The 12780-nt window shown below is 74.1% G+C and carries 11 protein-coding genes and 1 pseudogene; 6 read left to right on the forward strand and 6 right to left on the reverse strand.

What is annotated here, in order from left to right:
* The first annotated feature begins 20 nt into the window (after positions 1-20).
* Together MTR79_RS31310 and MTR79_RS31315 are read left to right on the forward strand one after the other, a co-directional pair.
* Positions 21-2696 carry a helicase-associated domain-containing protein gene (locus MTR79_RS31310; protein WP_244792653.1) on the forward strand — a complete coding sequence of 892 codons (2676 nt, stop codon included), beginning with the start codon at positions 21-23 and terminating at the stop codon, positions 2694-2696.
* A gap of 169 nt (positions 2697-2865) precedes the next feature.
* The gene (locus MTR79_RS31315; protein ID WP_048460069.1) at positions 2866-4509 is read left to right on the forward strand and encodes a DNA repair helicase XPB; all 1644 of its coding nucleotides are present in this window, start codon (positions 2866-2868) and stop codon (positions 4507-4509) included.
* A 17-nt stretch (positions 4510-4526) separates the two neighbouring features.
* On the opposite strand, the gene MTR79_RS31320 is transcribed toward MTR79_RS31315, so the two are convergent.
* A complete protein-coding gene (locus tag MTR79_RS31320) occupies positions 4527-4895 on the reverse strand; it encodes a hypothetical protein (protein WP_244792655.1) in 369 nt (122 codons plus the stop codon).
* A gap of 90 nt (positions 4896-4985) precedes the next feature.
* Between MTR79_RS31320 and MTR79_RS31325 the strand changes: the two are divergent.
* Positions 4986-5102: pseudogene (locus MTR79_RS31325) on the forward strand (MarR family transcriptional regulator); the annotation flags it as partial.
* Positions 5103-5168: 66 nt separating this feature from the next.
* On the opposite strand, the gene MTR79_RS31330 reads toward MTR79_RS31325, so the two are convergent.
* Entirely contained in the window at positions 5169-5354 is a 186-nt protein-coding gene (locus MTR79_RS31330; RefSeq protein WP_244792657.1) for a hypothetical protein, read from the reverse strand.
* 116 nt (positions 5355-5470) lie between these two features.
* Positions 5471-6385, reverse strand: a complete 915-nt coding sequence (locus tag MTR79_RS31335) for an aldo/keto reductase family oxidoreductase (protein ID WP_244792659.1) — start codon at positions 6383-6385, stop codon at positions 5471-5473.
* Positions 6386-6487: 102 nt separating this feature from the next.
* Here MTR79_RS31335 and MTR79_RS31340 point away from each other — a divergent pair, with 102 nt between their 5' ends.
* The 3 genes from MTR79_RS31340 (at position 6488) to MTR79_RS31350 (ending at position 10320) form a co-directional block, all read left to right on the forward strand.
* Entirely contained in the window at positions 6488-7387 is a 900-nt protein-coding gene (locus MTR79_RS31340; RefSeq protein WP_086702027.1) for a helix-turn-helix transcriptional regulator, read from the forward strand.
* A gap of 140 nt (positions 7388-7527) precedes the next feature.
* Positions 7528-9639, forward strand: a complete 2112-nt coding sequence (locus MTR79_RS31345; RefSeq protein WP_244792661.1) for an AAA family ATPase — start codon at positions 7528-7530, stop codon at positions 9637-9639.
* 33 nt (positions 9640-9672) lie between these two features.
* Positions 9673-10320: a hypothetical protein gene (locus MTR79_RS31350; RefSeq protein ID WP_189366221.1), complete on the forward strand. Its 648-nt coding sequence runs from the start codon at positions 9673-9675 to the stop codon at positions 10318-10320.
* Positions 10321-10327: 7 nt separating this feature from the next.
* On the opposite strand, the gene MTR79_RS31355 is transcribed toward MTR79_RS31350, so the two are convergent.
* The 3 genes from MTR79_RS31355 to MTR79_RS31365 all read right to left on the reverse strand — a co-directional run bounded on the left by MTR79_RS31355 (position 10328) and on the right by MTR79_RS31365 (position 12749).
* Positions 10328-11017, reverse strand: coding sequence for a copper homeostasis protein CutC (locus tag MTR79_RS31355; protein ID WP_189366222.1), 690 nt, complete (start codon positions 11015-11017; stop codon positions 10328-10330).
* 94 nt (positions 11018-11111) lie between these two features.
* Positions 11112-11789, reverse strand: coding sequence for a maleylpyruvate isomerase family mycothiol-dependent enzyme (locus tag MTR79_RS31360; protein WP_244792663.1), 678 nt, complete (start codon positions 11787-11789; stop codon positions 11112-11114).
* 84 nt (positions 11790-11873) lie between these two features.
* Positions 11874-12749 (reverse strand): alpha/beta fold hydrolase, encoded by an 876-nt coding sequence (locus tag MTR79_RS31365; RefSeq protein ID WP_086703072.1) that lies wholly within the window; start codon positions 12747-12749, stop codon positions 11874-11876.
* Between the last annotated feature and the right edge of the window lie 31 nt (positions 12750-12780).

Here is a 12780-nt window from a genome sequence, read left to right on the forward strand (position 1 = left end):
CACCGGCTAACGTGATGCGGATGAGCACCGAGGAGAATCCCGCGGCGGCCCCCCGATCCCTCGCCGAGGCGCTCCGGGGGCGGGACGACGTCTCCCTGGCCGCGCTCCTGCGCAGCCGGCCGGATCTCATCACGCCCGTGCCCACGGACCTGACCCAGCTCGCCACCCGCGCGGGCACGCGCGCCTCGGTGGTCCGCGCGCTGGAGCGGCTCGACCGGTTCACGCTCCAGACGGCGCAGGCGCTGGCGATCGCGTCCGACCCGGCGACGTACGCCGAGCTGCTCGGTCTGATGGCGGGCGACGACGGCGACCCGGCTGTGTCCGCCGCGCTGCCGCACGCCCTCGGCACGCTCCGCGCGCAGGCCCTGGTGTGGGGCGGCGACGATCGGCTGCGTCTGGTGCGCACCGCCCGCGAGCTGCTGGCGCCGTCGCCACAGCACCCGTCGCCGACCGGACTCGGCCCGACCGTGCGGGAGGCCGGGGCGGGGATCTCGCCGGGCCGTGTCCAGGAGATCCTGGCGACGGCCGGGCTGCCGTCGACGCACGACTCCGTTTCCGCGCTGAACGCGCTGGCCGGCCTTTTCGACGACCCCGAGCGGATGTCCGCCCTGCTCGACCAGGCGCCGAGCGAGTCGGTGGAGGTGCTGGAGCGGCTGGTGTGGGGTCCGCCGTACGGGCAGGTCACCGCCGATCCGGCGCCCCGGCTGCGCTGGCTGCTCGACCGGGGGCTGCTGCTGCCGACGGCGCCCGGCACGGTCGTCCTGCCCCGCGAGGTGGCGCTGCGGCTGCGCGCCGGACGGGCGCACCGGACGACGGAGCCGGTACCGCCGCCCGTGGAGGCGGCCGCCGCACACCGGCCGCAGATGGTGGACGCGACGGCGGCCGGGCAGGCGTACACGGCGCTGGCGACCGTCGAGGAGCTGCTGAAGGACTGGCACGAGGGCGGCCCGGCGGTGCTGCGGGCGGGCGGGCTGAGCGTACGGGACCTCAAGCGGACCGCGGTGGCGCTGGACGTCCCCGAGCCGGTGGCCGCGTTCTGGGTCGAACTGGCCTACGCGGCCGGGCTGCTGGCGTCCGACGGTGAGGCCGACGAGCGGTACGCGGCGACGCCGGCGTACGACGAGTGGCGGGAGGGGCCGGCCGGCGAGCGGTGGGCGCGGCTCGCCACGGCGTGGCTGGCGGCGACCCGGACGCCGGGGCTGGTCGGGGAGCGGGACGCGAAGGACCGCACGCTGTCCGCGCTGGGTCCTGGGCTGGACCGTTCGGCCGCCCCGGAGGTGCGGCACCGGGTGCTGGCCCTGCTGGCGGGACTCCCGGAGGGCGCCGCTCCGGACGCCGGGTCGCTGTTGGCGCGGCTGCGCTGGGAGCGGCCCCCGCGCGCTGACCGCACCGGGGGCGGCGCGCCCTCCCCGTACGCCCGCCGGACGCCGGCGCAGCCCGCCGAGGGGACGCGGGGTGTCGCGGCCCGCGCGGGCGGGTCCGGGGCGCCGGGGTATCCGGCCGACGGGGCGAGCGGGGCGGGCGGGGAGGACGACCTGCGGTCGCGGCTGGCCCGCTGGACGCTGGCGGAGGCCGAGATGCTCGGCGTCACGGGACGCGGCGCGCTCTCCTCGCACGGGCGGGCGCTGATCGGCGCGCCGCCCGCGCCCCGGCGCGCGGACACGCGGACCGAGCCGAGGGGGCCGGGCGACAAGCTGCCCGTGCACCACCGGCAGACCCCTTTGCCGCCCGCCCTCTCCCCCGCCGAGCAGGCGACCGCCGCCGCGGCCGCCGCCCGGCTGCTCGACCCCCTGCTGCCCGAGCCGCTGGACCACGTACTGCTCCAGGCCGACCTGACGGCGGTCGCGCCCGGCCCGCTGGAGCGGCCGCTCGCCGACGTGCTGGGCGTGCTCGCGGACGTGGAGTCGAAGGGCGGGGCGACCGTCTACCGGTTCACGCCCGCCTCGGTGCGGCGCGCCCTGGACGCCGGGCAGTCGGCCGCCGACCTGCACGCCTTCCTCGCCGCGCACTCCCGTACGCCGGTGCCGCAGCCGCTGGCGTACCTCATCGACGACGTGGCCCGCCGGCACGGGCACCTCCGGGTGGGCGCCGCCTCGTCCTACGTGCGGTGCGACGACGACGCGGTGCTGAACGAGATCCTCGCCGACAAGCGCGCCGCCGGGCTGGGGCTGCGGCGGCTCGCCCCGACGGTGCTGGCGGCGCGGACCGACCCGGCGGCGCTGCTGGAAGGGCTGCGGGCGATGGGGTTCGCGCCGGCCGCGGAGTCCGCGGAGGGCGATGTGCTGATCGCCCGCGCGGACGCGTACCGCACGCCTCCGCGGACGCCTCCCGAGCCGGTGCCGGACGGGCCGCCCGTGCCGGACGACACGTTGCTCGCTGCCGCGATCCGGGCGGTGCGGGCGGGGGACCTCGCCTTCACGGCGCCGCGGAAGCCGGTCGGCGGGGAGGCGGGTGCGACGCCGGGGGAGCTGCCGCGCACCACCGCCGCGGAGACCCTGGCCGGCCTGCAGGCCGCGGTTCTCACCAACGACACGTTGTGGATCGGGTACGTCAATGCCGAGGGTGGCGCCAGTCAGCGGGTCATCGCTCCGATCCGGGTCGAGGGTGGGTTCGTGACGGCCTACGACCACACTGCGGACGAGGTCCGCACCTATCCCCTCCACCGGATCACGGGTGTCGCGGAACTCGCGGAGTGATGCGGGGGGGGAGCGCGGGGTGGGGTACGTGCGGGTTCGTCGTGGTCTCTCGCGCAGTTCCCCGCGCCCCTGAGGGGCGCATCGGGAACGGTGTGGAATGCGATCAGGCAAACTGGACGTTTGGCCGTGCAGTGCCCGTGCCGAGCCCGTCGCAGAAAGGCAGCCGCGCGTGAATGGTCCGCTCATCGTCCAGTCCGACAAGACCCTGCTCCTCGAGGTCGACCACGAGCAGGCCGACGACTGCCGTCGCGCCATCGCGCCGTTCGCCGAACTGGAACGGGCCCCCGAGCACATCCACACCTACCGGGTGACCCCGCTCGGCCTGTGGAACGCCCGCGCCGCCGGGCACGACGCCGAGCAGGTCGTCGACGCGCTGGTGCAGTACAGCCGCTACCCCGTGCCGCACGCGCTGCTCGTCGACATCGCCGAGACCATGGACCGCTACGGCCGGCTCAGCCTGGTCAAGCACCCCGCGCACGGACTCGTCCTCACCACCACCGACCGTCCCGTCCTCGAAGAGGTGCTGCGCTCCAAGCGCGTCGCCCCCCTCGTCGGCGCCCGCATCGACCCGGACACCGTCCAGGTGCACCCCTCCGAGCGCGGCCAGATCAAGCAGACCCTGCTGAAACTGGGCTGGCCCGCCGAGGACCTCGCGGGGTACGTGGACGGCGAGGCGCACCCGATCGAGCTGCACGAGGACGGCTGGGCGCTGCGTCCGTACCAGAAGCAGGCCGTGGAGAACTTCTGGCACGGCGGCTCCGGCGTCGTCGTCCTCCCCTGCGGCGCCGGCAAGACGCTGGTCGGCGCGGGCGCGATGGCGCAGGCGAAGTCGACCACCCTGATCCTGGTCACCAACACGGTCTCGGCCCGGCAGTGGAAGCACGAGCTGGTGCGGCGGACGTCGCTGACCGAGGACGAGATCGGCGAGTACAGCGGCACCAAGAAGGAGATCCGCCCCGTCACCATCGCCACGTACCAGGTGCTGACGACGAAGCGGAAGGGCGTCTACCCCCACCTGGAGCTGTTCGACTCCCGCGACTGGGGCCTGATCCTCTACGACGAGGTGCACCTGTTGCCCGCGCCCGTCTTCAAGTTCACCGCCGACCTCCAGGCCCGGCGCCGCCTCGGTCTGACGGCGACCCTGGTGCGCGAGGACGGCCGCGAGTCCGACGTCTTCTCGCTGATCGGCCCGAAGCGGTTCGACGCGCCGTGGAAGGAGATCGAGGCGCAGGGCTACATCGCGCCCGCCGACTGCGTCGAGGTCCGCGTGAACCTCACCGACTCCGAGCGGCTGGCGTACGCGACGGCCGAGCAGGAGGAGAAGTACCGCTTCTGCTCGACGACCGCCACCAAGCAGAAGGTGACGGAGGCGATCGTCCGCCGCTTCGAGGGCCAGCAGATCCTCGTCATCGGCCAGTACATCGACCAGCTCGACGAACTGGGCGAGCACCTGGACGCGCCGGTCATCAAGGGTGAGACGTCCAACGCCCAGCGGGAGAAGCTGTTCGAGGCCTTCCGGCAGGGCGAGCTGAGCGTGCTGGTGGTGTCGAAGGTCGCCAACTTCTCGATCGACCTGCCGGAGGCGACGGTCGCCATCCAGGTGTCCGGCACCTTCGGCTCCCGCCAGGAGGAGGCCCAGCGGCTCGGCCGCGTCCTGCGGCCGAAGGCGGACGGCCATCAGGCGCACTTCTACTCCGTGGTCGCCCGCGACACCATCGACCAGGACTTCGCGGCGCACCGCCAGCGGTTCCTGGCCGAGCAGGGGTACGCGTACCGGATCGTCGACGCGGACGAGCTCCTCACGGAGAGCTGAGGCCCCTGCGGGAGGGCTCACCCCTCGGGCAGGTTGAACACCAGCGCGATCACGGCCGACCAGGGCAGCAGCGACAGCCCGGCCAGCCAGACGCGCGGCACCGCCCAGCGGCGCGTGCGGGGCAGCAGCCACGCGGCGACGCAGGTGGCCACCCCGAGGAGCCCGCCGAGGAACAGGGTGCCGTACACGACGTCGAGGGCGGTCGTCAGCGCCGCCGAGCAGTCGTCGGGACCGCAGCTGTCCGTCGCCATGACGGACAGCGCGCCGAACAGCAGCGCGAGCGGGGCGAGCATCACCCCGAGCACGGTGGCGACGGCCGGCGCCACGTACGCACGGGGGTCCCGCTCGTCCCCGTACCGCCGCTCCGGCGTGCTGTCGTGGTTCATACGGCCAGTGAAGCTGCCCCGGTGCGACGGGCGCACCGGGGCCGCTACTCAATGTGCGGGCGTACTCGTACTCACTCGTGCGCGTGCTCACTTCGGGTCGCGGGGCCCGGCACGCCGGCCGCGACACGGCTGGAGAACGCCGCACGGTTCCTGGACCTCGTCTCCGGGGCCATGATCCGGGCGGCGGAGGAAGCACGCGACGTGCTGTCCGCGAAACCGGAGGAGAACGAGGGGAAGGTCAGGTCCTGTCCGGCGGCGGACGCCGGACGGGACCTAACGGCGGCGGACGCCGGCCTCGGCGCCGTACTCGCCGAGAAGGATCACGTCGAGGGCCGCGCCGAGGAACACCCTCACGGCGCGCAGGGCGTCGCCGACGCGGTGCGGGTGACTGCTCTCGGCCGGGGCGGCGCCGCTCGGGCGGACCGGCGGACTGGCGGGGTGGACGGTGGCTGCGCTCATGCGTTCATGGTCGCTCCGTGACCCCGGCGCGGGCATCGGCCCACGGGACCGAACCGCGGGGCCGCCGCGTACACCTGCGGGACGAGCCGTCCCTCTCCAGCAGGACGGGGTCACCCCTAGGGGGTCTGAGGGGTCCTACGGGTTCCGCCGATCGTGTCGAGCGCGGCCAGGTCCTCCTCGCGCAGGGCGAGGCCCGCACCGGCGACGTTCTCCCGCAGGTGCGCCGCCGACGACGTGCCCGGGATCAGCAGGATGTTCGGCGAGCGGTGCAGCAGCCAGGCGAGGGCGACCGCCGTCGGCCGGACGCCGTGCCGCTCGGCCACCTGCGACAGCGTGGCGGACTGGAGCGGCGTGAACCCGCCGAGCGGGAAGTACGGCACGTACGCGACGCCCCGGGCGGCGAGCCGGTCGATCAGGGCGTCGTCCTGGCGGTGGGCGAGGTTGTAGAGGTTCTGGACGCAGACGAACGGGGCGATGGTCTCCGCCTCGGCGATCTGCTCGGGGGTCGCGTTGCTGAGACCGAGGTGCCGGATCAGCCCCTGCCGCTGAAGCTCGACGAGCGTCTCGTACGCCGTCGCCAGTGAGCCGGGCCGGGGTCCCGTGGCGTCGCCGAGACGCAGGTTGACCAGGTCGAGGGTGTCGACACCGAGGGTCTCCAGGTTGTCGTGGACGGCGCGGCGCAGGTCGTCCGGTTCGCGGGCCGGGGGCCAGCCGCCGTCGGCGTCACGGCGGGCGCCGACCTTGGTGACGATGTGCAGGCCGTCCGGGTAGGGGTGCAGGGCCTCGCGGATGAGTTCGTTGGTGACGTGCGGGCCGTAGGCGTCGGCGGTGTCGACGTGGGTGATGCCGAGGCGTACGGCCTCGCGCAGCACGGCGAGGGCGCCGTCGCGGTCGGCGGGCGGCCCCGTCACGCCGGGTCCCGCGAGCTGCATGGCGCCGTACCCGAAGCGGGTGACGGTCAGGTCGCCCAGCGTCCAGGTGCCGCCGGGGAGACCGGTCGAAGCCGTCGTGGTCGTTCGCGTGGTCGTCATGTGCCCACCGTCCGCCGGGGACGGCGGTCCGCCCAGTCCCCCGCCGTTCCTGGGAGTGACAGGACCAGGGACGGAACGCCTCGCGCGCCTACGCTGGAAGGCATGTCTGAGGAGAACCGGCTCGGCGACTACCTCCGGGCGCGCCGGGAGGTGGTGACGCCGGACGACCTGGGGCTGCCGTCCCACGGTGTGCGCCGGGTGCCCGGACTGCGCCGCGAGGAGGTCGCGCTGCTCGCCGGCATCAGCTCCGACTACTACCTGCGGCTGGAGCAGGGCCGCGACCGCAATCCGTCGGCGCAGGTCCTCGACGCGCTCGCCCGGGTGCTGCTGCTCGACGACACCGCCACGGCGTACCTGCACCAGCTCGCCGCGCCCCGGCCCCGCACCCGGCGCCGGCCGTCGCGGCGGCCCGCCGTCCCGCCGGCCACGGCGCGGCTGCTGGAGTCGATCGGGCTGCCCGCGTTCGTGACGGACCGGACCCTCGACGTGATCGCGGTGAACCCGTGGGCCGCGGCCCTGATGCCGACCGTGCGGGTGGGTGAGAACCGGCTGCGGTCGTTCTTCCTCGACCCCGCCGAGCGGGATCTGCACGCGGACTGGCAGGCCACGGCCGCGCAGTGCGTCGCCGTGTTCCGGCGGCGGCTGGGCACCGACGTGGACGACCCGCGAGTGGTGCGGCTGGTCGGCGAACTGTCGCTGCAGAGCGCCGAGTTCCGGAAGGTGTGGGCCCGGCACGACGTGCGGCCGGTCGTGGACAAGCCGATCCGGATGAACCACCCGCAGGTCGGCGAGCTGAGCCTCACCCTGTCCAAGCTGGACGTCGACGGCCCGGCCGGGCTGGCGCTCGCGGTGTACCACGCGGAGCCGGGCAGCGAGGACGCGGAGCGGCTGGCGCTGCTGGCGTCCCTGACGAGGGGGCCGGCGCGGAGGGGAGGGGCCGACGCGGACCGCTCTCCGCGGCCGGGGGAAAACCGTTTGGACCACCCCCGCCCCACGACCTAGAATCTCCGCTCTCTTCCCGCCTCCCTCACGGAGCGCCGCCGTCCGGACGGAAACCGGCCGGCATTCCTTCCTCGCGGCACACCCGCAGCAGGTCCTTCGGAGGCACCCCCTTGTCCGCGTCCACGCCCGTAGACGAGCCCGTGAACGACCCCGTGGACGGTCCCGCCGCCCCGGCCGACGACCCCCTCGCCCGTGAACGCTCCCACCTCACCGCGTCCCGCGCAGCCCTGCGCGCCATGCGGGAGGACGTGGAGGCGCTCGACATCCGCGACGTCACCGCCAACTGGGTGAACGCGGAGGTGCTCCAGCGCCAGATCGACGAGCGGATCAAGGCGCTGGCCGACCTCAGCGACACCCCGTTGTTCTTCGGGCGCCTCGACTATCTGCGCGCGCCGGGCGCGGAGCAGGCGGAGGGCGCGGAGGGGGAGCAGTTCTACATCGGGCGCCGGCACGTGCACGACGCGGACGGCGACCCGATGGTGATCGACTGGCGTGCGCCGGTGTCGCAGCCGTTCTACCGGGCGTCCAAGAAGGACCCGATGGACGTCGGCCTGCGCCGCCGCTTCGGCTACACCGGCGGCGACCTCACCGCGTACGAGGACGAGCACCTCTCCGACCCGGCCGAGGCGGCGGCCACCAGCAAGCTGCTCCAGCAGGAGATCGAGCGGCCGCGCGTCGGCCCGATGCGCGACATCGTCGCCACGATCCAGCCCGAGCAGGACGAGATCGTACGGTCGGGGCTGTCGGGCAGCGTGTGCGTGCAGGGCGGTCCCGGCACCGGAAAGACGGCCGTCGGCCTGCACCGGGTCGCCTACCTGCTCTACGCCCACCGCGAGCGGCTGGCCCGCACGGGCACACTAATCGTCGGCCCGAACCGCTCCTTCCTCCACTACATCGAGCAGGTGCTCCCGGCCCTGGGCGAACTCGCCGTCGCCCAGGCCACGGTGGACGACCTGGTGGCGCACGTGGAGGTGCGGGGCACGGACGACGCGACGGCGGCCACGGTCAAGGGCGACGCGCGCATGGCGGAGGTGCTGCGGAGGGCGTTGTACTCCCATGTGGCGATGCCGACGGAGCCGGTCGTGGTGGTGCGCGGCAGCCGCCGGTGGCGCGTCCCGGCGTACGAACTCGAGGAGATCGTGCGGCAGTTGCTCGACCGGGACATCCGTTACGGGGCCGCCCACGAGGCGCTGCCGCAGCGGATCGCGCACGCGGTGCTGGTGCAGATGGAGCGGGCGGGCGAGGCGCCGGACGACCGGGTGCAGGACGCGGTGGCGCGCAACGCGGCGGTGAAGGCCGCGGTCAAGGCGGTGTGGCCGGCCGCCGACCCGGTGAAGCTGGTGCTGCGGCTGCTGGGCGACGCGGAGTTCCTGGCGGAGCACGCGGAGGGGCTGCTCGACGAGCAGGAGCAGAAGGCGGTCCTCTGGGCGAAGCCGGCGCGCTCGGTGAAGTCGGCGAAGTGGTCGGCGGCGGACACGGTGCTGATCGACGAGGCGGCGGACCTGATCCGGCGGACGCCGTCGCTCGGCCATGTGGTGCTGGACGAGGCGCAGGACCTCTCCCCGATGCAGTACCGGGCGGTGGGCCGCCGCTGCTCGACCGGCTCGGCGACCGTCCTCGGCGACCTGGCGCAGGGCACCACGCCGTGGGCGACGCGCGGGTGGGAGGAGGCGCTGTCCCACCTGGGGAAGCCGGACGCGGTGGTGGAGGAGCTGACGGCCGGTTTCCGTGTCCCCACGGACGTCATCACGTACGCCTCCCGCCTGCTGCCGCACATCGCGCCGGGACTCACCCCGGTCGCGTCGATCCGTGAGAACCCGGGCTTCTTCGAGGTACGCGGCGCGTCGGGCCCGGACGACGTCGTCGCGGCGTGCCGCGAACTGCTCACGCGCGAAGGCTCGGTGGGCCTCGTCGCGGCGGACCCCCGCATCCCGGACCTGACGGCAGCCCTGGCCTCGGCGGGCCTGCCGCACGTGTCCCCCGGCGAGGAGACGACGGAGTCCACCCGCCTCACCCTGGTCCCGGCCTCGCTGGCGAAGGGCCTGGAGTACGACTACGTGCTCCTAAACGAACCCCGCGCGATCGTCGACGCGGAACCGGACGAACGCACGGGACTGCGCCGCCTGTACGTGACGCTGACCCGAGCGGTGTCGGGTCTGATCATCACGCATTCGGCACCGCTGCCCTCCCAGCTCACGCGGTCCGGGAACGACGTACGGGTCGGCCTGTCCGGCCCCGCGAAGGCCGATTAAGGTCGAAGAACTCGGCAGGTGAGGGGGAGCATCGTGACGTTGGCCGTGGGACTCTTCGATCTGGCCACCTACGGGATACCCGGAGCGCTGCACCTCTCGCTCATCGTGTACGTACTCGTACGCCTGGATGTCATCGAGCCGGCGAGCCTGACGTCGGCTCCGTCGGTGCTGCTGGTGATCGGGGCCGCCGTCGTCAGTTACCTGCTGGGGCATCTCACCTATCCGGTGAGCGCCTCCCTGGACAAGCTGGCCCCGCGGCGGAACTGGACCGCCGACGACGCCCGTCACGAGTTCGTCGCCAGAGTGCCCGCCTCCCGGGACCGGCCCTTCGTGCACGCCGACACGTCGGTGCTGCTGGCCGCCGTGGAACTCCACGACAAGGAGGCGGCGGGCGAGATCACCCGGCTGCAGGGTGCCGGACTGATGCTGCGGAACTCAGCCCTCGCCCTGGCGTTCGCGTTCCTCGTCGCTGTGGCCGAAGCCGTGGCGGGCCCCCATCGCGTGCTGTCGGGAGGCTGCGCAGCACTGTTGCTCGCCGGTCTTGCCGCCGCGATCGGACATGGGCGGCGGGTGCGGCACTGGGACCGCCTCAAGACGCTGGAGATGTGCTTCTGGGTCCCGGACATCGACGACGCCTTCGACTCGGGCCGCCGGGGAGGGCGAGCGGGCCGGCGCCGTTGAGACCTGGTCAGCCGTCCAGTCCGCGGCGCCACTCCGCCACCGCCTCCGCCGACACCGGACGGGTCCATCCCTCCGGCCGGGCCGCGCCGCCGATGTGGAAGGCGTCCACGCCCGCCTCCCGCAGAGCCGGCACATGCTCCAACCGCAGCCCGCCCCCCACCAGCAGCTGCTGCCCGTACCCCGGCTCACCACGGCGCCCCGCCTCCGCGCACAGCACAGGGACGCCCGCGTCGACGCCCCGCGCCGAGCCGGCGGTCAGGTACGTGTCCAGCCCCGGAAAGTCCGCGAGCTGCTTGCGCAGAGCGTCACGGTCCGCCGCGTGGTCGATCGCGCGGTGGAACGTCCACCGGCACCCCTCCAGCTCGCCCGCGACCCGCTCCACCGCCGCCAGGTCCACCTGGCCGTCCCCGTCGAGGAAGCCGAGGACGAACTCCTCCGCCCCCGCCTCCCGCATCTCGCACGCCGCGGCGGCCAGCCGTTCCACCGCGCCCGCCGCGAAGCCGTCCGCGAGCCGCAGCATGACCCGGACCGGGATGTCCACGGCCGCGCGGATCGCCGTCACCGTCGCCGCCGCGGGGGTCAGCCCGTCGGCGGCCATGTCGGTGACCAGCTCGAGGCGGTCCGCACCTCCCGCCTGGGCGGCGACGGCGTCCTCGACGTCGAGGGCGATCACCTCCAGGACTGCACGCTTGCTCATGGGGCCCCATTCGTCGGCTCGGAACGGCTCCTACAGGTCTAGTCCAATCCAAGCCTACGCCCGGCCCCCGACCCGAGGCCGCCCCACCCGCCGCTCAGCCGAAGATGTTCAGCTCCGCCGCGTCCACACCCGCCAGCTCGTACGACGCCTCGTCCACCGGGCGGCCCGCGTACAGCCGCACCAGCGTGGGCCCGTCGCCGATGAAGCGGGCCGGGGGCCGTGCCCCGGACGCGTCGCCCAGCCGCACCGGCTCGTCCGCGTCGTCGAGGTCGGCGTGCAGCGGCACATGCCCCCGCGCGCCGGTGACCTGCACCAGCAGGGCGAGCGCGAACGGCAGGCCCGAGCCCGCGTACGCCCCCGGCTCCCCGAGCGCGACGCGCACGTCCCCGGCGTGCACCCACTCGCCGAGCGCCACCGCGTCCAGCCGCCCGCTCGACTTCGCGATGACCGGCCCGGCCCCGGTCATCCCGCGGTCCAGTTCGTCGAGGATCTCGGCGTGGGTCCGGCCGGACCGCTCGTCGATGTCCCGCTGGTTGCTCTCGGGCGAGAACACGTCCTTCTCGTACCGGCTCTCCACCACCCGCGACAGCGCCGCCGCGCAGTGCGCCAGCACGTCCCGCACCGTCCAGCCCGGACACGCCGTCACCGGCAGTGCGAAGTCGCCGTCGTCGCGCGCCCGCAGCAGCGGGAGCAGCGCGTCCCGTTCGACGCTCAGCAGCCGTCCTGGCAGCTCGGGGTCACGTACCTCGTACACATCCGCAGGAGTCGTCATACGTCCACGCTAGTGGCGGCGCCGCCGCCGGCACGGACATCGCTGCGGAACGGCCGACGGGAGTCGTTCCCGGGCGGGTGCCGGTCACGGGCGGGCGGACGGGTCCGTGAGCTGCGCGAGTTCGCTCAGGACCCTGGCCGCCGGCGCCGGGTCGACCAGCCACTTCAGGTGGCTGCCCGGGAGGGTGCGGACGTCGTAGGGGTTGTCCGGCGTCAGCGCGTCGCCCTCGCGGATCAGCCGGTCCTGGAGGGGGAGCGGCATGCTCGCGTCGTCGGCGAGGCGGACGTAGGTCTTCGGAATCGTGCCCCAGGTCGCGGCCTGTGCCCGGTCGGCGGAGGTGCCGACGTCCAGGTTCTCGTCCGGCTGGAAGGTGTTGAGGAAGGTCAGCAACTCCTCGTCGGTGCCGTCGGCGAGGAAGGCCGCCCTGAACGCCGCCAGGGCGGCCGGGTCCGCGGTGCGGAAGTTGACGCGGAGCAGGCCGAGTTCGGCGGGATTCCCGGCAGCGGCCAGGCCCAGGGAGGCAACGTCGACCGTGGCCATCTCCGGTTCGGCGTAGTAATCGTTGACGTCGAGCGCGACCGGGCACCACGCCGAGACGTAGACGATGCGGTCGATCAGGTCGGGCCGCGCGTTGGCCGCGGCGGTGGCCGTGATGCCGCCCCGGCTGTGCGAGACGAGGATCACCGGGCCGTTCCGCTTCGCGCGCTCCAGGACGCCGATCAGGTGCGCGGCGTTGTCGGCGAGCGTGACGCCCTTGATCGCGCCGGGCGCGGTGGCGAGCCCTTCGGGGTCCTGCGGCGCCTGGTAGGCGCGGGTGTAGGTGGCGCCGAAGCCGTGACCTGGCAGGTCGACGGCGACCGAGCGGTGTCCGAGGAGACCGAGCTCGGCCTGGAGCGGCGCGAAGGAGAACGAGTTGGCGAAGGCCCCGTGGACCAGGACGAACGTCGGCTGGCTGCTCACTGCTTCCGGTCTCCTTCGGGTCGGGAGCCTG

The sequence above is a fragment of the Streptomyces sp. BJ20 genome (genome assembly GCF_022869105.1).
In the GTDB taxonomy this organism is placed as follows: Bacteria; Actinomycetota; Actinomycetes; order Streptomycetales; family Streptomycetaceae; genus Streptomyces; species Streptomyces griseoincarnatus.

Bases quoted from the DNA above. Each gene is read 5' to 3' on its own strand.
- MTR79_RS31310 (WP_244792653.1), top strand. From the start codon at position 21: ATGAGCACCGAGGAGAATCCCGCGGCGGCCCCCCGATCCCTCGCCGAG.
- MTR79_RS31320 (WP_244792655.1), bottom strand. From the start codon at position 4,895: ATGAACCACGACAGCACGCCGGAGCGGCGGTACGGGGACGAGCGGGAC.
- MTR79_RS31330 (WP_244792657.1), bottom strand. From the start codon at position 5,354: ATGAGCGCAGCCACCGTCCACCCCGCCAGTCCGCCGGTCCGCCCGAGC.
- MTR79_RS31335 (WP_244792659.1), bottom strand. From the start codon at position 6,385: ATGACGACCACGCGAACGACCACGACGGCTTCGACCGGTCTCCCCGGC.
- MTR79_RS31340 (WP_086702027.1), top strand. From the start codon at position 6,488: ATGTCTGAGGAGAACCGGCTCGGCGACTACCTCCGGGCGCGCCGGGAG.
- MTR79_RS31355 (WP_189366222.1), bottom strand. From the start codon at position 11,017: ATGAGCAAGCGTGCAGTCCTGGAGGTGATCGCCCTCGACGTCGAGGAC.
- MTR79_RS31360 (WP_244792663.1), bottom strand. From the start codon at position 11,789: ATGACGACTCCTGCGGATGTGTACGAGGTACGTGACCCCGAGCTGCCA.